At 65.3% G+C, this 20,261-nt stretch carries 16 protein-coding genes; 8 read left to right on the plus strand and 8 right to left on the minus strand.

Annotation, left to right across the window (positions count from 1 at the left end):
- Positions 1-73 precede the first annotated feature (73 nt).
- A complete protein-coding gene (locus CLU94_RS18660) occupies positions 74-1,033 on the plus strand; it encodes a LysR family transcriptional regulator (protein ID WP_257218870.1) in 960 nt (319 codons plus the stop codon).
- A 3-nt stretch (positions 1,034-1,036) separates the two neighbouring features.
- Here the strand turns inward: CLU94_RS18660 and CLU94_RS18665 are convergent, their stop codons facing one another.
- Positions 1,037-2,107, minus strand: coding sequence for a hypothetical protein (locus tag CLU94_RS18665; RefSeq protein ID WP_099666731.1), 1,071 nt, complete (start codon positions 2,105-2,107; stop codon positions 1,037-1,039).
- A 301-nt stretch (positions 2,108-2,408) separates the two neighbouring features.
- On the opposite strand from CLU94_RS18665, the gene CLU94_RS18670 reads away from it, so the two are divergent.
- A complete protein-coding gene (locus CLU94_RS18670; RefSeq protein ID WP_077408133.1) occupies positions 2,409-2,828 on the plus strand; it encodes a hypothetical protein in 420 nt (139 codons plus the stop codon).
- A gap of 191 nt (positions 2,829-3,019) precedes the next feature.
- Here the strand turns inward: CLU94_RS18670 and CLU94_RS18675 are convergent, their stop codons facing one another.
- Both CLU94_RS18675 and CLU94_RS18680 read right to left on the minus strand, forming a co-directional pair.
- Positions 3,020-4,522 carry a hypothetical protein gene (locus tag CLU94_RS18675; protein ID WP_099666732.1) on the minus strand — a complete coding sequence of 501 codons (1,503 nt, stop codon included), beginning with the start codon at positions 4,520-4,522 and terminating at the stop codon, positions 3,020-3,022.
- The gene (locus tag CLU94_RS18680) at positions 4,519-5,394 is read right to left on the minus strand and encodes a hypothetical protein (RefSeq protein ID WP_099666733.1); all 876 of its coding nucleotides are present in this window, start codon (positions 5,392-5,394) and stop codon (positions 4,519-4,521) included. The genes CLU94_RS18675 and CLU94_RS18680 overlap by 4 nt, the downstream gene beginning before the upstream one ends.
- A 168-nt stretch (positions 5,395-5,562) precedes the next feature.
- On the opposite strand from CLU94_RS18680, the gene CLU94_RS28430 reads away from it, so the two are divergent.
- Complete coding sequence (locus CLU94_RS28430; protein WP_180278702.1) at positions 5,563-6,486, plus strand: hypothetical protein; 924 nt, start codon at positions 5,563-5,565, stop codon at positions 6,484-6,486.
- A gap of 65 nt (positions 6,487-6,551) precedes the next feature.
- Here the strand turns inward: CLU94_RS28430 and acpA are convergent, their stop codons facing one another.
- The gene (acpA, locus tag CLU94_RS18690; protein ID WP_099668381.1) at positions 6,552-8,672 is read right to left on the minus strand and encodes an acid phosphatase; all 2,121 of its coding nucleotides are present in this window, start codon (positions 8,670-8,672) and stop codon (positions 6,552-6,554) included.
- Between the two features lie 166 nt (positions 8,673-8,838).
- Between acpA and CLU94_RS18695 the strand changes: the two genes are divergently transcribed.
- Both CLU94_RS18695 and CLU94_RS18700 read left to right on the plus strand, forming a co-directional pair.
- Positions 8,839-10,113: a cytochrome-c peroxidase gene (locus CLU94_RS18695; RefSeq protein ID WP_099668382.1), complete on the plus strand. Its 1,275-nt coding sequence runs from the start codon at positions 8,839-8,841 to the stop codon at positions 10,111-10,113.
- Positions 10,114-10,250: 137 nt separating this feature from the next.
- Positions 10,251-10,580 (plus strand): hypothetical protein, encoded by a 330-nt coding sequence (locus CLU94_RS18700; RefSeq protein WP_077408123.1) that lies wholly within the window; start codon positions 10,251-10,253, stop codon positions 10,578-10,580.
- A 57-nt stretch (positions 10,581-10,637) separates the two neighbouring features.
- On the opposite strand, the gene CLU94_RS18705 is transcribed toward CLU94_RS18700, so the two are convergent.
- From CLU94_RS18705 to CLU94_RS18725, 4 genes are all read right to left on the minus strand, one after another.
- On the minus strand, positions 10,638-12,761 hold the full coding sequence (locus CLU94_RS18705; protein ID WP_306558414.1) for a sensor domain-containing diguanylate cyclase: 2,124 nt from the start codon (positions 12,759-12,761) through the stop codon (positions 10,638-10,640).
- Positions 12,762-12,881: 120 nt separating this feature from the next.
- The gene (locus CLU94_RS18715) at positions 12,882-14,690 is read right to left on the minus strand and encodes an ABC transporter ATP-binding protein (RefSeq protein ID WP_099666736.1); all 1,809 of its coding nucleotides are present in this window, start codon (positions 14,688-14,690) and stop codon (positions 12,882-12,884) included.
- Positions 14,680-16,431: an ABC transporter ATP-binding protein gene (locus CLU94_RS18720; protein WP_099666737.1), complete on the minus strand. Its 1,752-nt coding sequence runs from the start codon at positions 16,429-16,431 to the stop codon at positions 14,680-14,682. Before CLU94_RS18720 ends, CLU94_RS18715 begins: the two co-directional genes overlap by 11 nt.
- Before the next feature lie 165 nt (positions 16,432-16,596).
- On the minus strand, positions 16,597-17,451 hold the full coding sequence (locus CLU94_RS18725) for a phasin family protein (protein ID WP_099666738.1): 855 nt from the start codon (positions 17,449-17,451) through the stop codon (positions 16,597-16,599).
- A gap of 390 nt (positions 17,452-17,841) precedes the next feature.
- Between CLU94_RS18725 and CLU94_RS18730 the strand changes: the two genes are divergently transcribed.
- The 3 genes from CLU94_RS18730 to CLU94_RS18740 are packed head-to-tail and all read left to right on the plus strand — an operon-like array spanning position 17,842 to position 20,198.
- Positions 17,842-19,116, plus strand: coding sequence for an amidohydrolase family protein (locus CLU94_RS18730; RefSeq protein ID WP_099666739.1), 1,275 nt, complete (start codon positions 17,842-17,844; stop codon positions 19,114-19,116).
- Between the two features lie 36 nt (positions 19,117-19,152).
- Positions 19,153-19,671 carry a GNAT family N-acetyltransferase gene (locus CLU94_RS18735; RefSeq protein WP_099666740.1) on the plus strand — a complete coding sequence of 173 codons (519 nt, stop codon included), beginning with the start codon at positions 19,153-19,155 and terminating at the stop codon, positions 19,669-19,671.
- The gene (locus CLU94_RS18740; protein ID WP_099666741.1) at positions 19,668-20,198 is read left to right on the plus strand and encodes a GNAT family N-acetyltransferase; all 531 of its coding nucleotides are present in this window, start codon (positions 19,668-19,670) and stop codon (positions 20,196-20,198) included. The genes CLU94_RS18735 and CLU94_RS18740 overlap by 4 nt, the downstream gene beginning before the upstream one ends.
- Positions 20,199-20,261 lie beyond the last annotated feature (63 nt).

A 20,261-nucleotide genomic window follows, 5' to 3' on the forward strand; every position in this document is an offset into this window, starting at 1 on the left:
TAGGATGGGCGAAGGCGGCAAACAATCGCCCCGCGGTTGACAGATTGTCGCCAAAGCGCAGACAATCTTTGACATGGATCAACTAAAAGCGATGGAAATCTTTGTCGAAGTGGCGCGCCAGCGCAGCTTTACGGTGGCCGGGCAGCGCCTGGGACTGACGCGCGCCATGGTCAGCAAGACCATCATGCAGCTGGAAGAGCGCCTGCATGCGCGCCTGCTGCACCGCTCCACGCGCGAAGTGAGCCTGACGGACGCGGGCCGCGCCTATCTGGCGCCGTGCATGGCCACTGTCAGCCAGGCGCAGGAAGCGGCGCGCATGGTGGCGCACGTGGCGCAGGCGGGAGCGGGGGCGGAGCTGGCCGGGCCGCTGCGTATCCAGGCGCCATCGAGTTTCGGCAGCGCGTGGCTGGCCGACGCCGTCGCCCGTTTCAGTTTGCTGCACCCCCAGGTGCAGGCCGAATTGTTTGTCGACGATGCGCTGCTCGACCCCATACGCCACGGTTTTGACTTGACGATACGCGTGGGCGGCATCCCGGACAGCAGTGCGCTGGCCATGCGTCCGCTGGCGCCGTGCCGCGCCGTGCTGTGCGCCAGTCCCGCCTACCTGGCGCAATGGGGTGTGCCGCAGACGCCGCAAGAGCTATTGAAGCACCAGTGCCTGCATTTCAGCCACCTGACGGATGGCACGAACTGGCATTTCCAGCGCGGCGAGGGAGACCGGCAAGAAGCGGTGAGCGTGCGCGTGCAGGCGGGTTTTACTGCGAACAATGGCCTGGTGCTGCACCAGGCGGCGCAGCGGGGACTCGGCATCGTCTACAGCACCACGTTCCTCGCCTGGCGCAACCTGCTCGACGGCAGTCTGGTGCCCGTGCTGTCCGATTGGGAACTACCCTTGAATCACTTGAGCGCCCTGTATCCGGCCAGCCGCCAGCCATCGCCCAAGGTGCGCGCGCTGATCGATTTCCTGGTGGCCGAATACCAGCCCGTGCCGCCGTGGGACCGCGAGCTGGCAGCTGCCGGATTTTTCAGCTGAGGTTCAAGTGAGTGCGACGGGTTCCACCGTCCACGCGCCATCCGCGTACACGCGCTCGTCGTCCAGATAAACGGCTTGCGTGACGGCGAAGATATCGACGTGGTAGCGCGCATCCTTGCGCTTGAACTGCGGTTTCGTATACACGCCATGCTTGGCGCCCAGCGACAGGTGGATGCCGCACATGCGTTCATACGTGCCGATGTCGTTGACCAGCTGCTCGCGCGAAAAGGCGCGGTTCATGCCGAAGCCCAGTTCGCGCACCCATACTTCGCCTTCGTGCGCGCGGATGATTTCCAGCATGGCGGTAAATTCCGGCGTGGCGTTTTCCGTGCCCGTCACGCGCCCCTTTTCGATGATCAGGGTGATCGGGGTGTCGGGGCGGTTGACCATGAAGTGCGTGTCGCCGAAAACAAAGATGCGCACGCGGCCATTGACCGCTTCCAGGTCCTGCGCCTCCGTAAACACTTCGCCCAGGGGGAACTGGCCGCCGATATTGTTCATGCCGCTGTAGTCGCCGATATTGAGCTTGGCCGATTCGAACGGGGAAGCGAAGACCAGCTGCTCGCCGCCGCTGTCAACCATACCGTGGCAGGCGCCGTCGATGCGCGCCTTCAGCGCATGGCCCACGCCGCGGTAATAGGCGGGGTCGTAGGCCAGCGAGGCGATGTAGTGCAAGCCCTGCACTCCGGGCATGCGCGACAGGTGCACGTGCTCGATGACTTTCAGGCCCCGTTTGAACAGCTCGATGCGGATGCGGAACGCTTCCAGGCGGAAGCTGGTCGACTGGATCAGCACGACGAGACTGCCGGCCGGCAGTTCGGCAAACGCGGCCAGTACGGCATCGGGCGTGACGTCGTCGAAATCGATGAAGGCGGCGTCCGGCAAGGCCTGGCGATACGCTTCCGTCAGCACGACATTGAGCCAGCTGCGCTTGTCGCAGACGATCAGGGCCGGTTCATCGGGGCGGTGGCAGATGGCCATGGCCAGCAGGTCTGCCACGTTTTGCGCGGCCACTTCGGTGGCGGCGGCGCTGATGGCGTCGAGCCGGCTGGTGTCATTCTCGGGAAGCGTCATGGTGCGGAGGTGGGGGACGTGAAGTAATCGCAGCATTATAAGGTGATTGCCACTGGCCACACCATTCCCCATCCGGCGGAGGGCAGGCGGCTGCCGCGCCCCTGATTACTTGTGTAGTGCTTTCCGGCAATGTATTATTTGATAAATGGTATTGCAGGGCATGGCAGCGAGCCTGGGAGTGGCCCGGCGCAGCGGCAAATGCATGCGCACGGCGGCTCGCTTCCAGTGATGCAGGGACAACAAGCCAACAGGCGATGATGAAGAGTGTGAAGTGATGAGCATAATCGGACAAGATATTCCCATGGAGCGGCCGGATACGGATGGGCGTGCCGCGGTCTTCGTTCCCGTCACGGGCGTCAAGGAAGATGTCCTGTTGACCATACGCAAGGGTGCGGCCATCGTCGGCTTTGCCAACCACGACCGTACCATCACCGTGTATTTTGAAAGCAACCGCTTTGACGATCCCGTGCTGGCCAAGTGGGAACACAAGGCGCGCAAGGCCTACGACCGGCTGGTCGACAATGCGCCCACCGTGTCGAAACTGACCACCAGCCCTGCCAATTTCGAACAGATCGGTTATATCAATGGCAAGGGCATCACCATCCGCCGCATGGAAAGCCTGCAGCGCTGGCTCGCGTATTCGGATGCGATGGAGACTTGCCCGGCAACGGATATCATTCCGCGCACGGTGATAGCGAAACCTGAAAGCGTTAAAGTTTAAGAGCGGCTGATACAACGCCCTGGGCGTTGTTGCCTGCCCTGCATTTACCTCGCTGTACTGAAGTACTGTCTTCGGGGCGGCACCTGGCCCTGGGCATTTTCTCAGCGGCTCCTGGTCTGCGCGCATGAGTATCCAATGGCGCCGCTGGCGCTAATCCGACCTGCGCGACCTACGCCTGACCTCGCTTATCACTACACCACGACGATATTCGCCTGCGCCTTGAGCGGGCAGGGCAGGGTGTCGTCGAAGGTGATTTCGATGGCGCTGGCGACGAACATGCCGCCGATGTGCTGGGCGGCGATTTCGGGCGGCGTGCCGGGCTTGGTCAGGTTGACGTCCTGGGCGAAAACGAAGACGCGCCAGGTGCCGTAGACCTTTTGATCATATTGCAACAAGGTGCGGTAAGCGCGCTTCAAGTCCAGGCTGCCTGCGTAGACGCCATCGTTGGCGCCCGGATCGAAGCCCAGGCCGTCATCGGTCAGCGATTCGACGAAATACAGTCCCTGCGGCGCCTGGAACAGCACGAAGGCATACAGCTCTGTACCGCGGAAGACATTGCCATTGTCGCGCTTGAAGCTGGCGCGCAGCCACAGCGGTTCGTAGGCTTGCACGACGGCGGGCGTATCTGTTTCCACGGGCCCCGCCAAGTGGATGTTGACCTGCGTTTCGTTCACGGCATGCTGGTAGGTGGCGCCCGTGGTGAAGCGCTCGTACTGCCAGCTGATGTCGGCCGTGTAGGGCAGGCCCGCATTCGGCGCTTCCGGCAGCACCCATTTCGCCACCACGCGCTCGGCCAGTGTCAGTTCGCCGGCGGCTGGCGGTGTTGCTTCCTGGCCACGCCAGAACGGGTCCGCGATATCGGAGCAGGCGACGGCGATGGCGCCCGAGGCGATGGCCGAGGCCACGCCCGCCACCGTGAATTCGGGCTGGCCCGCGCCGGCGCCTTCCAGCGAGCAGCAGTCGACGCTGGGATCGGTTTCCTCGAACGGACCGCCCACGCTGAAGCTGGCCTTGCCGGAACCGAGCGCGGCCGCAATGATGGCCACCAGCGCGGCGATGATGGCGATGATAATGGCGAGTATCTTCCACCACGGGTCGGAAAACGGCAGCTCGCCATGCGTGCCCGCATAGGCGGGGTTCGGCGTCCAGACGAGGGTCATGCCGGTAGGCACGATCGGTCCCAGGCCGGGCGGGCAGCGGCACTCCTTCCCATCCGTGCCCGTGCTGCCCCAGCGTTTGCCCGGCAGGTGGCCTTGCGGCTTGGACAGTTCCAGCGTGCCTTCCTCGACCGTGCATGTGTACGTGTTGGTGGCGCTGTCGAAGCGCGTCTGCGAAACGAAGATTTGCTGGATCGAGCGGTGCGGCAGGTAGCCGTCCGCCTTGGCGACGAAGCTGACGAGTCTCTTGCCGGGCGCCGCATGCTGGAAATCGGCATCCCACATCACCAGCATGGCCGCGCCGGCCGGGATGCTGGCAAAGAAGAAGGTGCGCGCCACGGGCACGATGCCGGGGGCGCCCACGCTTTCCAGGTACACGGTGACATTGTTCAGGGCGCTGCTGGACATATTGGTGACGTGGGCGGCGATGCGCAAGCCATAGATGGCATTGTCGAAGATGCCATCGGGCAGCATGATGTTGGTGACGGGCTCGATCGCGAACGGCCGCGTCAGCACCTGCAGGGGGGTAGCGCTCATGATGCTTGCTCCTCGGGGCTTTGCTGGTCTTGCGCTTGCTCTTTCTCGAGGTCGGTGACGATATACGTGATGCCGCCCATGACCTTGCCTTCCTGGCTCTCCAGCACGCGCAGCAGCGCATACTGGCGTGGCGGCACGGCTTCGGCGCGCACGCTCAGGTACACGGCCTGCGCCTGGCCGCGCGGCACTTCCAGCGCCAGCTTTTGCTCGCCGGGCGCATCGCCATTGCAGTGGGGCGTGCGCGCCAGGCCCGCTATCAGGCGGGCGTCCCTGGCCGGCTGCCAGCGCTCGAGTCCCAGGGTGGCCAGCAGGTGTTCCGGCAGCTCGCCGCCCTGCTCAATCTGCAATTCCACTTTTTTCGTTGCGCGGGGCAGGGCCGCCACCGCGATGGCCAGCGATTGCGCGCGCCTTGCCGCCAGCACCACGGTGATATTGCGCTGGGCGATCTGCTCGTGCAAGGTGGGCTGGAAGGGAAAACCGTTGGGCAGGGGATCGGGCAGCGGGTTGATGTCGCCCGCGCCGTGGGCCACGGCCAGCAGGCATTCGTGGCCGCCATTGACGATGACGGGGACCCAGGGAACCAGGCACAGCACTTCCTGCGTGGCGCCCGGCGGCAAGTCGGCAAACGCGGAGCCGATCTGCGTGGCGGCGCCGACGGCGATCTGGCCGGAAGGGTCGGCCCAGTAAAAGTCCACGCGCACGCCGTTCGAGGCGCTGTTGCCCGTGTTGTGCACGCGGCCCCACAGGTAATTGCTGGTGCCGGCGATGGGGGCGCCGGGCGGGCCATTCGGATCATTGCCCGGCACCACCCAGATATCGGCGCTGTCCCACCACCAGGGCTGGCCGTCTTCGATGATCAGGTGGGCTGGCATGGCGTTCTCCTTGTCCTTGGCCGCTGCTGGTAGCTTAGACCGCTGCGGCGGATGCTTTTTGATCGGTATCAAGGCCATGAAACACGGCGCCGTTGCGCCGTTGCCGTGCTTGCGTAAGGTAATATTGCGGCAGAACGCAGTGGAATGACTCCAGGAAAAGGTTGGAATGTGCTTGAAACAGTGAATGACGTTTGCATCAACGCCGCTTGCGGCCGGACCTTGCCGCTGCGCGTGGCGCATTGCCCGTTTTGCGGCGCGCGCCAGATAGCGCAAGCGCGTGTTCTGGAGAAAGCCGTGGTGCCGCCGCCGGTGCCGCGCATGCCGCCGCCCGTGCCCGTCGCGCCTCCCACGCCTGCGCCTGCTCCCATGCCGCAGCCCGCGCCGCAGTCCGCACCCGCGCCCAAGCCCGTCCCGCCAGCGCCTGCCGCGCCGGCCAAGGCACCGCCCGCGAAACCGGCCGTCAAGGGTTCGGTGCCGCCACCGCGCCCGCCCGTGCGCTTGCGCACGTGGCTCGCGGCGGCAGTGGTATTGACCGGTATCTGGTTCTTCAACAAGCCGGCCGACAAGCCGGCCAGCGTGGCGGAACAGGTCGAGGCCGCCACGGCGCTGGCGGCGCAGTGCGACCTGGACGGGGCGCGCAGCGCGCTGGCCGTGCTGAAAAGCGCCAAGGCGCCCGCCGCGCAGATCAAGCGCCTGCAGGCGAACATCAGTAAGTCCGCCGCCGCCTGCGACAGGCAACAGCAGCGGGCGCAGGCGTGGACGGCGCTGCAAGACAGCGTCAACCAGGCCCTCGATGGAGGCAAGCCGGATCTGGCCGCCACGCGCCTGGCCGCTTACGTGAAACGCTGGGGCGACGATCCCGACACCCTGGAACTCGATGCCAAGGTGAAAGTGGCGCTGGCCAGCGCCCAGCTCGACCTGGCAGACGCCTGCCTGGCCAGGTCGGACCGGGTCTGCCTGGAAAACAGCCTGATCGCCGCCGAGCGCTACAAACGGCCGGAACTGGCGGCGCGCACGCAGACGCTGCGCACGGCGTTGTCGCAATTGCTCGAGCGTTCGCTGCTCGATGCGGTGCCGGGAGCGGGCCAATAACACCAGCATGAAAAACGCCCGCCGCGGCCAGGCCGTGCGGGCGTCGCGCATGTCGGCGAGCGCAATTACTCTTGCGGCACCAGCGCCAGCGCCGCGCTGAAGTCGCCCATCGGCTTGCCGCCGTTGGCCACCAGCGCCTTGTCGCGCGTGCTCAAGCCATCGAGCACGGGCAACGCAAAACGGTGCGTGATGGCGCGCAGGATGGAAGCCGAATCGTATTGCGTATGATCAACTAATCCCTTTTTCACGTACGGCGAGACGAGGATGGCGGGCACGCGCGTGCCGGGACCCCAGCGGTCGCCCTTCGGCGGCGCCGCGTGGTCGTAGAAGCCGCCGTTTTCATCGTAGGTGACGATGACCAGCATGTTCTTCCATTGCGGACTTTTCTTCAGCTGGGCGATGACGCTGGCGATGTGCGCGTCGCCGTCGGCCACGCTGGCATAGCCCGCGTGCTGGTTCAGGTTGCCCTGCGGCTTGTAGAAGGTCACGGGCGGCAGCTTGCCGGCGCTGGCATCGCTGAGGAACTGGCTGTCGAAGTCGCGCAGGTGGGCGGCGCGGTAGGCGGGCGCCTTCACCGGGTCCATATTCGCAAAGTAATTGAAGGGCTGGTGGTGGAACTGGAAGTTCGGCGGATTCGGGAAGCTGCCGGCGCGCGCGCTGGCCGTCGCCAGGGCCGTCGTGTCTTTCCAGGCGCCCGCATACCAGGCCCAGTCGATGTTCTTGCCTGAAAGCAAATCACCGATATTCGTCTGCGTCTGCTGCGGCAGGGTGGTGGCCTTGCCCGTGTCCGCATACAGCTTGCTGCTGTCGCCGGACGCCGGCGCATTGCTGCTGGGCTGGAACGGCGGCTGCATGGTGTTGACGGCATAGAACATGCCCGTGCTGTCGGCCGGCGTCAGCGCGCCGTCATTGGCATACGCAGGGGCGCCGTTCAGGACGGTGCCCGGCGCCGTGGCGGACGGCGTCAGGCGCAGGAAGTTGCCCTTGGCATCGACGTCGATCTTGGCGATCGAGCCCTTGGCCACCGAAGTGTCGGCGTTCGGGTAGGTGGGCGCGCAGGCGCAGATTAGGTACTGGTGCGTGAGGAAGGAGCCGCCGAAGGCGCCGATGAACAGGTTGTCGGCCAGCGCATATTGCCTGGCGATGTCCCACAGCTGCATCTTGCTGCCGTCGTAATAGCCCATGCTCAAACCACCCGCATCGGAATACGCCGTAAACTTGTCGTTGGCGCCGCCGTTGATCTGCATCTGGTTGTTGTAGAAGCGGTGCACGAGGTCGCGCGTGATCACCGATTGCGGCAGGTACAGGGGGCTGGCGGCGTCGTCGATCTGGAACGGTTTGTTCGGCAGGTTGGCCGATTGCGCCTGGGTGATGACGGTGCTCTGGCCGGCTGCCGTCATGCCGCCCCAGGTGGGCGGCAGCACGGGCAGGGTGCTGCCGTCGTAGTCTTTCTGCGCCACGTAGGCGGAGGTCGACGTGGGATTGACGCCCGGTACGCCGTTCGCGCCCGGGAACAGGCCGTACAGATTGTCGAAGCCGCGGTTTTCCGCGTAGATGACGACGATGGTCTGGATATTGTTCAGCGCCAGGGCGCCGTTCAGGGCGGCCAGCGCGTCGGCGGGCGCCGCTTGCGTGCTGGCGCTGGCGATCAAGGCCGTCACGCTGGCGTTTTCCGCCTTCAGTTTCGCCAGCTCGTCGCCGCTGGCCTTGTTGAAGTCGGACGCCAGGCCCGCTTCCGACACGCCCAGGCGCGCGGCCAGCTTGCTGCTGGCGGCCGCAAAGTCGCCGCCGTTGCCATCCATGACTTGCGCCAGTTCCGTCGACAGGGCGCTCACAAATGCGCTGTGGCCGGCGGGAGCGCGCAGCAGCAGTTTTTGCGTCACCTTGCTGCCGGCGTCGCCGATGGCTTCATGGCGGATGGCGTCCGTGCCGATGGTCGCCAGCACGGCGCCCTGGCCATCGAGGGTGTAGCTGCCGTCGGCGGCCGTGCGTACGGCGGCGGAGGCGTTGTCGCACGTCAGCTTGGCGGTGGCGCTTTCCAGGCACACCTGGGCGTTTTCATAGTAGCTGCCGATCACCTGGCCTTGGGTGCCGGGTGTGATCGCATAGTCGCTGCCGCAGGCGGCCAGGCCCAGCGACAGTAACAACGGCAGGGGCCGCAGGGAGGGTTTTGCGTGCAAGTTCATGTTCATGCCTTCTGGGTGGAAAACGTCGCATGCTAGGCAGGCAATATGTCAGCTGCGTGACATGTCAGCGCCTGTTACATGACGTAATGTACGAACTTGATACATGAGGTTTTGCGGGGTTTTGTCACGCAGCTGTCACATGCCGTTGCTACGCTGCCAGCCCATGATGAAAACGATACCCACTCTGCTGCTTGCCCTTTGCATGCTGTCCGCTTGCAAGCCCGCGCCGCCGCCGGAAGCCCAGGCCGCCCCCGCGCCCGCCTACCTGGCCGCGGCCTACGCGCCGGGCCTGAAGCGCCAGCCTTCGGTGGCGGCTATGACGGCCATGGGCCGCGCCATGTTTTTCGAGCCCGGCCTGTCCGTGTCGGGCAAGCTGGCGTGCGCCAGCTGTCACAGTCCTGAACACGCGTATGGGCCGCCGAATGGCCTGGCGGTGCAGCTGGGCGGCCCGGAATTGAAGGATGCGGGCACGCGCGCGGCTCCGTCGCTGCGCTACCTGCAGACGGCGCCCGCCTTCAGCGAGCACTATCACGACGACGATGGCGACGACAGCGTCGATGCGGGTCCCACGGGCGGGCGCAACTGGGATGGCCGCGCCCAGTCCGGCCATGAGCAGGCGCTGGCGCCCTTGCTGTCGCCGCGCGAGATGGGCAACCGCGACGGGGCCGCCGTCGTCGCCAAGCTGCGGGCCGGTCCGCTGGCGGCGCAGTTCCGTCAGACGTATGGCGCGGATATTTTCGAGCCGCGGGGCCAGGCGCTGCGCTGGGCGCTGATGTCGCTGGAAGTGTTCCAGGAAAGCCCGGCCGACTTCTATCCCTACACGAGCAAGTACGACGCCGTGCTGCGCAAGCAGGCCGTCCTGAGCCCGCAGGAAGCGCGCGGCCTGGCCCTGTTCAACGATGAACGCAAGGGCAATTGCGCCTCCTGCCATATCAGCCAGGTGAGTGCCGGCGGCGCCTTCCCGCAATTTACGGATTACGGCTTGATCAATATCGGCGTGCCGCGCAACGGCAAGCTGCCGGTCAATGCGGACCCGGCGTTCTTTGACCTGGGACTGTGCGGCCCGGACCGCACCGACTTGACGCAGCACAAGGAATATTGCGGCAGCTTCAAGACACCGTCCCTGCGCAATGTCGCCCTGCGCAAGGTGTTTTTCCACAACGGCAGCTTTACCAGCCTGGAACAGGTGCTGCGTTTTTACGTGCAGCGCGATACGGCGCCGCAAAAATGGTATCCAAGGGATAAGCACGGCAAGGTGCGAAAATACAACGATATGCCGCCGGGAATGGACGCGAACGTGAACGTGGAAGCGCCATTCGACCGCCAGCCGGGCCAGGCGCCCGCCCTGAACGCAGCGGAGATCGCCGACGTGATCGCCTTCCTGCACACTCTGACGGATGGCTATCGGGCGCCCGGTCCTGCGCAGGGAAAACATGGCTAAAAAATATCAAGATACCATTGCTTACAACTACGCCACAAAAGCGTGTTTTTATGTGCGTTAGCGCACGCTAGAAAATTTTATGCAGGTGTATATTGCGAACTGATCTGTGTCTTTTGATAACAATGAAAGGGAATATCATGAAAGTAAGCAAAAATTGGATGACCGTGTGCGCCGCCGGGATGATGGTTGTGGCACTGGCTGCCTGCCAGAAGAAGAGCGATGTCGCCGCTGGTCCTGCGGAACAGGCTGGCCAGAAGATTGATGCGGCCGCTGCCAAGGCTGAAGCCGACATCAAGGCTGCCGCTACCAAGGCTGACGCTGCCGTGAGCCAGGCCGCTGCCGATACGGGCGCCAAGATGGACCAGGTCGCCGCTGACGCCGACAAGAAAATGAGCGAAGCGGCCGACGCCGTCGGCAAGAAAGTGGAAAAAGCGGGCGAAAAGATGCAGGACGCCGCGCACAAGTAATCATCGCGATAACATCGCCAGGGCCGGCCACGGCCGGTCCGCTCCCCGCAGCGGCCGTCAGGTGACGGCCGCTGCGGTCACGCCATCGCTGGCGCCAGCCTGGCTGCCCCGCGTCGTCGCGCCTGCAGCGGCAGTATCGCTCCCGTCCGTTCCCCCCAGCACCACGCTCAAATCGACAAAGCCGTCGCGCCACGCGCGCTCCAGGTCTTGCTCCACCGCTTCCAGGGTCGTTTTTTCCACCTGCTGAAAACCGCGCAAGCCATACGCCCGGTTGCGCCCGTGCGCCTTGGCCAGGTACAGCGCCATGTCGATCAGGTTGACGCTGCGTTCCCACGTGAGCGGGCGTCCCAGCGGCGCCAGCGGATAGGGCGCAAAGCCCACGGAGACGTGCACCTGGATGGCCTGTCCCTGGTAGTGGATGCTTTGCGCCGCCATGCCGTTGAGGATGCGCCGCGCGATATCGTCGAGCCCGTCGCGCGCGACGGCCGGCAGGAAGGCGAGGAATTCCTCGCCGCCCCAGCGCACGATCATGTCCGTTTCGCGCAACACGTCGTGCAAGGTTTCGGCGATCGTCGTCAGCACCAGGTCGCCCGCCGCATGGCCGTAACGGTCGTTGATGTGCTTGAAATGGTCGACATCGAGCAGGAACAGCGCGCCCACGACATCGGCGCCGCCGTAGGCCGGCTGCGGCTTGCCCGCATGGCTGCGCATGAATTCCTGGAAATGACGGCGGTTGTACAGGGCCGTCAGCGGGTCGCGCGAACTCTGGCGCTTGAGTTCCTGGTTTTTCACCTTCAGTTGCACGTTCGCGTGGCGCACCTTGCGGTACAGCAAGCCGACGATGGCGGACGCCATGGCCAGCACCAGCGCCAGCAGCCACCACACGCGCTGCTGCAGGCGGCGGTTGTCGATTTCCGTGCTCTTGAGCTGATTTTCGCGGCTCAGCAGCTCGATCTGGCGCTGTTTCTTTTCCGCCTCATACTTTTCTTGCAGCTCATATACGGCTTTTTGCCGTTGTTTTTCGAATAACTTATTCGAGATACCCCGCTCGCGGTGGTAGGCCGTCACGGCGCCGCGCAGGTCGCCCGCCTTTTCCAGCGCCGTGCCGTATTCCAGCAGCACGGCCTGCATGTCCGGCTGGTTGGCCGTGCGTTCGTAGTAGGCCAGGCCCGTGGCAACGCTTTGCTTGCCTTCCTGCAGGCGTCCCTGGCCGATCAGCGCCTGGCCGATGTTCAGGCGCGCCGTCGCCTCCACCTGTTCATTGTTGACCAGGCGCCCCGCCGTGATGGCTTCATTCGCATAGCGCAGCGCGCGCGCGTAGTCGCCTTCCTTCAGGTAGCTGTCCGACAGGTTGACGAGGGTAACGGCCACCATGCCGCGCGCGTCCAGCTGGCGTTCCAGCGCCAGGGCCGCCAGCAGGGCGCGCTGGCCCCGCTGCGGCTGCTGCGCGTCGAGCGCCAGCCCGTATTCCGTATTCTTCGCCTGCGCCATGCGGCCCGGCGACGCCAGGGTGCCGGATACGGCCAGCAATTCATCGAGCACCGCGAAGCCCTTGTCGTATTCGCGCATCTGCGTGTACAGCAGGGTGAGGGCATTCAGGGCGGCGGCCAGGCTGGTGGGGGAGTTGCTCTGGCGCGCCAGGTCGACGGCCGCCTGCAGCTTGGCCAGCGCAAACGGGAAATTGCCTTCCTCGGCCCACGACTGGCCCGCGCTGATGGTCGCCTGCACGCGCACGGGCAGGTCGTCCGTGCGGTTGGCGATGCGTTCCGCTTCGAAGGCCAGCAAGTGCGAGGCGCGGCGTTCGTTCAGGGCAAACGTGATGTAGGCCTTGCAGAGCACGCCTTTCGCCAGCGCCACGTCGTTCTTGTTGGCGCGGGCGTAGGCGATCAGCTCTTCGGCCAGCTGCATGGCGAGGTCATTCTGTCCCAGGCGCATGCGGACGGTGCTCAGCTGGGTCAGGAATTCCGCGCGCACGGGCAGGGGGGCGCTGCGCGCCTGCGTTTCCACCTCTTGCAGGCGCTGCAGGGCGCGCGCGGGCACGAAGCGGCCATCCTCGCGCACGGCGGCAATCTGCTGCTCCAGGTTGCCGGACTGGGCGTGGACTGCGGGCGGCAGCAGGCAGGCCAGTACCAGCAGCCAATGCGCCTTTCGCCATGATGCCCGTCTCTGTCTGCCTGCCAACGTCCCGCTCCCGCAATGACCACCTGTCTTGAACAGATTATATTCTGTTGCAATCAAGAAATATCATGCGGTGCGCAGAAATTTGCGAAAGTGCACACGGCAGGCATTGACAAGGCCCCCTTACTGCGCCAGCTGCTGCAGCAGGTACAGGCGCTGGTACAGGCCGCCTTCGATCTGCATCAGGGCGTCGTGCGGCCCCGCTTCCGTGATGCGGCCGTGATTCAGGACGATGATCCGGTCGGCTTCGCGGATGGTCGACAGGCGGTGGGCGATGGCGATGATGGTCACCTTGCCGCGCAATTCATTGAGGGCCAGCTGCACGATCTGCTCCGTCTGGCTATCGATGCGCGACGTCGCTTCGTCGAGCAGCAAAATGCGCGGCTGGCCGGCCAGCGCGCGGGCAATCGCGATCAGCTGCTTCTGCCCGGACGACAGGCGCGAGCCGCCTTCGCCCAGCGGCGTGTCGTAGCCGTGTTCCAGCGCGGCGATGAAGTCGTGCGCATGCGCGGCGCGCGCGGCCGTCTCGATCTGCTGCTGCGTGTAGCCGCGGCCCATGTCGATGTTTTCGCGCGCCGAGGCAGCCAGCAGGAAGGGGTCTTGCGGCACCAGGCCCACGTCGGCGCGGAAATGCTCGTTGTCGATGCTGTCGAGGGCGACGCCATTGATGGCGATGCTGCCCTGCGTGACGGGGTAAAAGCGCAGCAACAAGGAGAGCAGGGTGGACTTGCCGCTGCCCGTGTGGCCGACGATGCCGAAGAAGGCGCCTTGCGGGATGGTCAGCGACAGGTCGTGCAGCACGGGCTGGTTTTCCACGTAGGCGAACGTCAGGCGGGAAATGTCCACGGCGGGCAGGTCGACGCCCGCTTTCGCCTGCCGCAGGGCTGGTGTTTCCCTGCCCTGCGCGTGTTCGAGCGCCTGCGCTTCGTCCAGCAGGGCCGAGACGCGCGCCGTCGCCACCACAGATTGCTGCAATTGACTGAATTGCATGGTGATCTGGATCAAGGGTTCGATCACGCGCGCGATGTAGCTGATGAACGCGTACAGCACGCCCACTTCGACGGCGCCCATCTCGCGCCGGCCGAAGCTGAAGATGACGACGGCCAGCAGTACGATGTTGAGCATGTCGAGCGCGGGTCGCAGCAGCCAGGCGTTGGCGCGCAATTCCTGCATGCGCGCCGTGTAATGGTCCTGGTTGATGCCCGTGAAGCGCGCGCCGAAGCGCTTTTCCGCGTTATTCGCCTGCAGCACGCTCATGCCGCCGATCGATTCGGCGATCTGTCCGTTGATTTCGCTGCGCAGGGCGCGCGCGCGCGTGACGGCCGGCGCGCTCCAGCGCTGGTACAGGAAGACGATGACCAGCACGGCCGGCAGCAGGGCCAGCACGATCAGCATCAGCCGCCAGTCGAGGAAGGCCATGGCGGCCATGGTGCCGACCAGCACGATGGAGCTGTCGAGGATGACGAACAGCACTTGCACGTACAGCGATTTCACGGCTTCCGTGTCGTTGGTGACGCGGCTGACCAGCTGGCCCGTGATGGCGCGGTCGAAAAAACTCATCGGCAGGCGCAGCACGTGCTGGTAGACGGTTTCGCGCAGGCGCTGCACCGAGCGCATGGCCAGGCCGGACAGGCGCACCAGCTGCAGGTAGCGCAGGCCGGAAGCGACCCAGCCCGTCAGCAGGCAGCCGCCCAGCAGCAGCGACATGCGCGTCCAGTCCAGGTTGCGCGGCAGCAGATGCTGGTCGATCAGGGCCTTGCCCAGAATCGGCCCCGTCACTTCCAGGGCGGCGGCGAGGATCAGCCAGAACGTGGCCCAGTACAGGTGGCGCAGGTCGGGCGCGGCGGCGCGGCGCAGCAGGCCGATGGCTTGCGCGGCCTGGCGGCGCACGGATTGCGTGGCGGTGGCGGCTTGGTCGTTCTTAGATGGCATCGAGGCTGGCCTCCAGTTGTTGATAGCGCCACTGGCTGGCGTACCAGCCGTCGCGCTGCATCAGCGCGTCGTGGTTGCCCGTTTCCGTCACGTGGCCGTCGCGCAGCACCAAAATCAGGTCGGCGTTGACGACGGCGCTCAGGCGGTGGCTGGCGATGATGGCGCTGCGCTCGGGGCGGCGCGCGCGCAGTTCTTCCAGGTGCTGCAGGATGCGCGTTTCCGTGCCCGTGTCGACTGCGGACAGCGCATCATCCAACAGCAGCAAGCCGTTGTCGGCCAGGAGAGCCCGGGCAATCGCCACGCGCTGGCGCTGGCCGCCCGACAGGGTGATGCCTTTTTCGCCCACGTGCGTCTGGTAGCCGTCGGGGAATTGCAGGATATCGTCGTGGATGTCGGCCAGCCGCGCCGCCCGTTCCACTTCCTCGCGCGTGGCGCCGGGACGGGCCAGGGCGATATTGTCGGCGATGGTGGCGGAAAACAGGAACGATTCCTGCGGCACCCAGCTGATGGCCGCGCGCAGCGCATGCAGGGTGTAGGCGTCCAGCGGCTGGCCATTCCACGTGGCCGTGCCCGATTGCGGCGTGACCTGGCGCAGCAGCACCCGCAGCAGGGTCGACTTGCCGCTGCCCGTGGGGCCCACCAGGCCCAGGGTCTGGCCCGGCTGCAGGCGCAGCGAGATGCCCGACAGCGCGGGCGCCGTCTGGCCCGCGTACGCAAAGCCGATGTCCTGCAATTGCAGGGGGCCGGGCGTCAGCGTATCAATAGTGCCATGGTCGTCGATGGCCAGCGGCGCATCGAGCATGGGCTGCAGGCGCTGCCAGGCGGCGCGGCCCCGTTCGATCAGCGAGAGTACCCAGCCGGCGGCGAACATGGGCCAGATCAGCTGGCCCAGGTACATGGAAAAGCTCGTCAGCGCGCCGATGGTCAGCTGGTCTTGCCACACGAGGTAGCCGCCCAGGCCCAGGGTCAGCGCCGTGGCGGCCGTCAGGGTCAGGCCGACGGCCGGTTCGTACGCCGCTTCCCAGCGCTGCGCCGTCAGGCTGGCGTTGGCCGCGTGGCCGGCCAGGGTGGAAAACTGCTTGCTGCTGCGCTCTTCCAGGCCCAGCGCGCGCAGGGTGCGCACGCCCGACAGCGATTCCTGCACATGGTCGTTCAGCGCGGAAAAGCGTTTCAGCGAATCCGTCGACGCCGTGTGGATATGGCTGGAGATGCGCCAGAAGGCCAGTCCCATCAGCGGGAAGGGCAGGAGGGCGATGCAGGCCAGGCGCCAGTCCACGCCCAGCAGCATGATGCCCAGCACCATCAGCAGGGTCAGGGTGCCGTCGAAGCCGGCCAGCATGGCTTCGCCGGCGGCCATTTCGATGGCGTCGATGTCGTTCGTCGCCAGCGCCATCAGGTCGCCCGTGCGCTGGTTCTGGTAGAACGACGCGCCTTGCTGCGACATGCGCGTGTAGAAGCGCGTGCGCAGCATCACACCCAGCTGGTAGGCGGCCTTGAACAGGGTGATGCGCCAGCCCACGCGCAGGAAGTAGATGACGACGCCCACGGCGAGCAGGGTCAGCAGCTCAAGCCACAGTTCGGCCGCCGTCATGCGGTGCGCGGCCAGGGCGTCGATGATGGCGCCCACGCGGCGCGGGATCCAGACGGTCAGTGTTGCCACGCCGGTCAGCATGACGGCAGCGGCGGCATACGCCGGCCAATGCTGACGCACGAAGCCGGCGATGAGCCTCGATAAACTCATGGTTACCTTTTGTTTTGAATAATGGGGTGTCGCGGGGCGGAAGGACGGGCACGCGGACGGAAAGTACGCGTAGGATACAACAAGGCGGAAAAGCGCGCTGTGGGCGGGCACGCAAAAAACGGGCCGTAGCCCGTTGTTTTGCTGCATCAGTGCCGTGCGCGAGGCTTACTTGCGACCGCTGCCTTTGCCACCCAGCATGTCGAGCTGTTTCGATGGCGTGCCCTTGGGCGCAACCTTGGCTGCCGGCTTGGCGGCTGGCGCAGGGGCGTGCTTCACGGCTGCCTTGGCCACGGTCTTGCCGGCGGCGCTGGCCGGCTTGGCGGCCGGGTTGCTCGTAGGAAATGGTTTCGCGGCCGGCTTGGCCGGTGCTGGCGCGGCGGCTTTCGCTGGCGCGGCGACGGGCGCCGGTGCGGGCTTGGCCGCTTCAGGCTTGGCTGCCGGCTTCGCTTCGACCACTTTCACGGCAGGCTTGTCGGCAACCTTCTCGGCAACCTTGGCAGGCGCCGCTTCCGGTTTGGCTGCAGGCGCGGCGACTGGTGCGGGGGCTGGCGCTGCCTTGGCGGCAGGCTTGGCCACGTCGGCAGGCTTGGCGGCAACAGGGACAGGTGCCGCTGCAGGCGCAGGCGCAGGTACGGCGGCCAGCGCTGGCTTGGCTGCGGCAGGCGCAGGAGCGATGGCAGGGGCGACGGCATCGAGACGGGCCTTGGCCGAGGCCAGCAATTCAGCCTGGGTGCTCGAGGCGATGCCGAACAGCTGGCGGCTGTAGGCCAGCACGCTTTCGATGTTCGGCTGGGCCTGGCTGGTGCTGTAGCTGAAGAAGTCGCGCGGATCCTGCGTTTCCAGCAGGTGCTGCGCCGTTTCCGCCGTGTGCGACAGGGCGGCCTTGCCTGCGTTCAAGTTCAGGGCGATGATTTTCTCGGCGCTTTCAAAGACTTTGCTGGTGAGGGTGCTGAAGATTTGCAGCTGGTTTTCCAGTTGCGACTTGGCGGCGCTGGAAAATTGTTCAGGAAGCGGAAACATATTTACTCCTTTGTACGGATTAAAATGCTGGCAAAACGCTCTGCAAAATCCCGAAAACCAGAGTTGGCCGCGTTTTGTAAAGTGGGTAGCGCGCTAAAAGCTGATCATGGACTTTTTATGATGCAACGCAATATGAATATTCTAGCGGTGATTCGAGTTAGTTGAAAGCTATTTTCTCAAGGGCGTGCGCCGCATGTTTGCCACGGGCTGGCTGTATTCATGCGCCTGGCAGCATTTGCAGAAAGTTTGCGCGTGCGCAAAGCGTTGTCATGGAATCTATGGCTACGCTTTTGCCAGTGAGTATATTCGTGCACTGCAGCATCCTTGAGGAAATAAGATGACAATGCACTGGAAGCACCAGGTACCGTAGTCAACCGAAGGAGTGTCCGCATGGACCTAGTCATCCGCAATGCCAGCCTGCCCGACGGGCGCCGCGCCATCGATATCGCCATCGAGGGCGGCCGCATCGCCGCCGTCGGCCCCGCCTTGCCCGTGACGGGCGCGCAAGAGATCGACGCCGCCGGCGACCTGGTCACGCCACCGTTTGTCGACGCCCACTTCCACATGGATGCCACGCTCAGCTATGGCCTGCCGCGCGTGAACGCCTCCGGTACTTTGCTCGAAGGTATCGCCCTGTGGGGCGAATTGAAGCCGCAATTGACGCAGCAGGCGCTGGTGGACCGCGCCTTGCAGTATTGCGACTGGGCCGTGGCGCGCGGCTTGCTGGCCATCCGCTCGCACGTGGATATCTGCGACCCGCGCCTGCTGGCCGTCGAAGCGCTGCTCGACGTGAAACGCCAGGTGGCGCCGTATCTGGATTTGCAGCTGGTGGCCTTCCCGCAGGATGGCATCCTGCGCAGCCCCGGCGCCTTCGACAATCTGAAGCGCGCCATCGCCATGGGCGTCGACGTGGTGGGCGGCATCCCGCATTTCGAGCGCACCATGGCCGACGGCGCGGAATCCGTGCGCCTGCTGTGCGAATTTGCCTGCGAACGGGGCCTGATGGTGGACATGCATTGCGACGAGTCGGACGACCCGCTGTCGCGTCACATCGAAACCCTGGCCTTCCACAGCCAGCGCCTTGGCATGCAGGGCCGGGTGACGGGTTCGCACCTGACGTCCATGCATTCGATGGACAATTACTATGTGAGCAAACTGCTGCCGCTGATCCGCGAGGCGGGCGTGGCGGCCATCGCCAACCCCCTCATCAACATCACCCTGCAGGCGCGCCACGATACGTATCCGAAGCGGCGCGGCATGACGCGCGTGCCCGAGATGCTGGCCGCCGGCATTCCCGTCGCCTTCGGCCACGACTGCGTGATGGATCCGTGGTACAGCCTCGGTTCGGGCGACATGCTGGAAGTGGCGCACATGGGACTGCACGTGGCGCAGATGACGGGCCAGCAAGCGATGCACGACTGCTTCCTGGCCGTGACGGAGACGCCGGCGCGCATCCTCGGTCTCGAGGGCTACGGCATCGCGCCCGGCTGCCATGCGGACTTGCTGATCCTCGATTGCAGTTCGACGGTGGAAGCGCTGCGCCTGCGCGCGGCGCGGCGCCTGGTGCTGCGCCGGGGGAAAGTCGTCAGCGAATCGCCCCGCGCGCAATCGCGCCTGCACCTGCCGGGGCGGCCCGATAGCGTGAATTTCCGCCTGGGGCGCTGATACAATCAGCCATCACTTGTTATCGGGAGCACCGCCTTGAAAGAAATTGACATCCGCCCGGCCACCGAAGCCGATTTTGACGCCATGTGGCCGATCTTCCAGACGCTGGTGGCCGCCGGCGACACCTATACCTTCCCCGCCGATACCACGCGCGAAGCGTGCCACGCCTACTGGTTCGGCCCTGGCGTGCAAAGCTTCGTCGCCGTGATGGGCACGGAGCGGCTGCTGGGCATGTACAAGCTGGTGGCGAACCAGCCGGGCCATGGCTCGCACGTGGCCAATGCCTCGTTCATGGTCGACCCGGCTGCGCAAGGCGTGGGCGTGGGCCGCCTGCTTGGCGTGCACTGCATGGAAGAAGCGCGCCGCGCGGGCTACCTGGCGATGCAGTTCAACTTCGTCGTCAGCACCAACCTGGCCGCCGTCACCCTGTGGAAAAAACTGGGCTTCACGGTGGTCGCCACCCTGCCGCTGGCCTACCGCCACGCGCAACTGGGCTATGTGGACGCCTACGTGATGTACCAGCTGCTGAGCGACCCGATGCAGTGGCCGGCATGAGCGGCGCCATCACCATATGCGAGACGCCGCGCCTGCGCCTGCGCACCGTGACGCCGGACGATGCGGCCTTCTACCTGGAGCTGGTCAACGACCCGTCGTGGATCGCCAACATCGGCCAGCGTAATCTCCACACCGTTGAGGCGGCCCGCGCGGCCCTGGAAACGGGACCGATGGCGCAGTTCCGCGAGCAGGGCTATTCCCTGTACATCGTCGAGCGTCGCAGCGATGGTGCGCCTGTGGGCATGGCTGGCCTGGTGCGCCGCGACAGCCTGCCCGGCCCCGATATCGGCTATGCCGTGCGTCCCGCCTACTGGGGCCAGGGCTATGCCTACGAGGCGGCGGCCGCCATCGTGCGGCACGCGCAGCAGGTACTGCGGCTGCGCACTTTGTACGGCATCACCTCGCAGCAGAACCAGGTGTCGATCAATCTGCTCAACAAGCTGGGGTTGCGCTACGAGCGTTTCTCGCGCCTGCCGCCGGAGGGCAGGGAGACGAATATCTACCGCAAGGATTTTCGCCAGGACTGAGACGGAAAATCCGTATCGGCGAAGTGAAAAAAAGTATTTAGAAACCGGCGCCTTTTGTAGTGG

Origin of the sequence: Janthinobacterium sp. 13, assembly GCF_002749695.1 — a bacterium.
In the GTDB taxonomy this organism is placed as follows: Bacteria; Pseudomonadota; Gammaproteobacteria; order Burkholderiales; family Burkholderiaceae_D; genus Janthinobacterium; species Janthinobacterium kumbetense.

What these genes read in the sequence shown, in the direction of transcription:
- CLU94_RS18700 (WP_077408123.1), top strand. Translation starts at nt 10,251, where the DNA reads ATGAAAGTAAGCAAAAATTGGATGACCGTGTGCGCCGCCGGGATGATG.
- CLU94_RS18730 (WP_099666739.1), top strand. Translation starts at nt 17,842, where the DNA reads ATGGACCTAGTCATCCGCAATGCCAGCCTGCCCGACGGGCGCCGCGCC.
- CLU94_RS18665 (WP_099666731.1), bottom strand. Translation starts at nt 2,107, where the DNA reads ATGACGCTTCCCGAGAATGACACCAGCCGGCTCGACGCCATCAGCGCC.
- CLU94_RS18695 (WP_099668382.1), top strand. Translation starts at nt 8,839, where the DNA reads ATGAAAACGATACCCACTCTGCTGCTTGCCCTTTGCATGCTGTCCGCT.
- CLU94_RS18670 (WP_077408133.1), top strand. Translation starts at nt 2,409, where the DNA reads ATGGAGCGGCCGGATACGGATGGGCGTGCCGCGGTCTTCGTTCCCGTC.
- CLU94_RS18720 (WP_099666737.1), bottom strand. Translation starts at nt 16,431, where the DNA reads ATGAGTTTATCGAGGCTCATCGCCGGCTTCGTGCGTCAGCATTGGCCG.
- CLU94_RS18680 (WP_099666733.1), bottom strand. Translation starts at nt 5,394, where the DNA reads ATGCCAGCCCACCTGATCATCGAAGACGGCCAGCCCTGGTGGTGGGAC.
- CLU94_RS18740 (WP_099666741.1), top strand. Translation starts at nt 19,668, where the DNA reads ATGAGCGGCGCCATCACCATATGCGAGACGCCGCGCCTGCGCCTGCGC.
- CLU94_RS18725 (WP_099666738.1), bottom strand. Translation starts at nt 17,451, where the DNA reads ATGTTTCCGCTTCCTGAACAATTTTCCAGCGCCGCCAAGTCGCAACTG.
- CLU94_RS18715 (WP_099666736.1), bottom strand. Translation starts at nt 14,690, where the DNA reads ATGCCATCTAAGAACGACCAAGCCGCCACCGCCACGCAATCCGTGCGC.
- acpA (WP_099668381.1), bottom strand. Translation starts at nt 8,672, where the DNA reads ATGAACTTGCACGCAAAACCCTCCCTGCGGCCCCTGCCGTTGTTACTG.
- CLU94_RS18660 (WP_257218870.1), top strand. Translation starts at nt 74, where the DNA reads ATGGATCAACTAAAAGCGATGGAAATCTTTGTCGAAGTGGCGCGCCAG.
- CLU94_RS18675 (WP_099666732.1), bottom strand. Translation starts at nt 4,522, where the DNA reads ATGAGCGCTACCCCCCTGCAGGTGCTGACGCGGCCGTTCGCGATCGAG.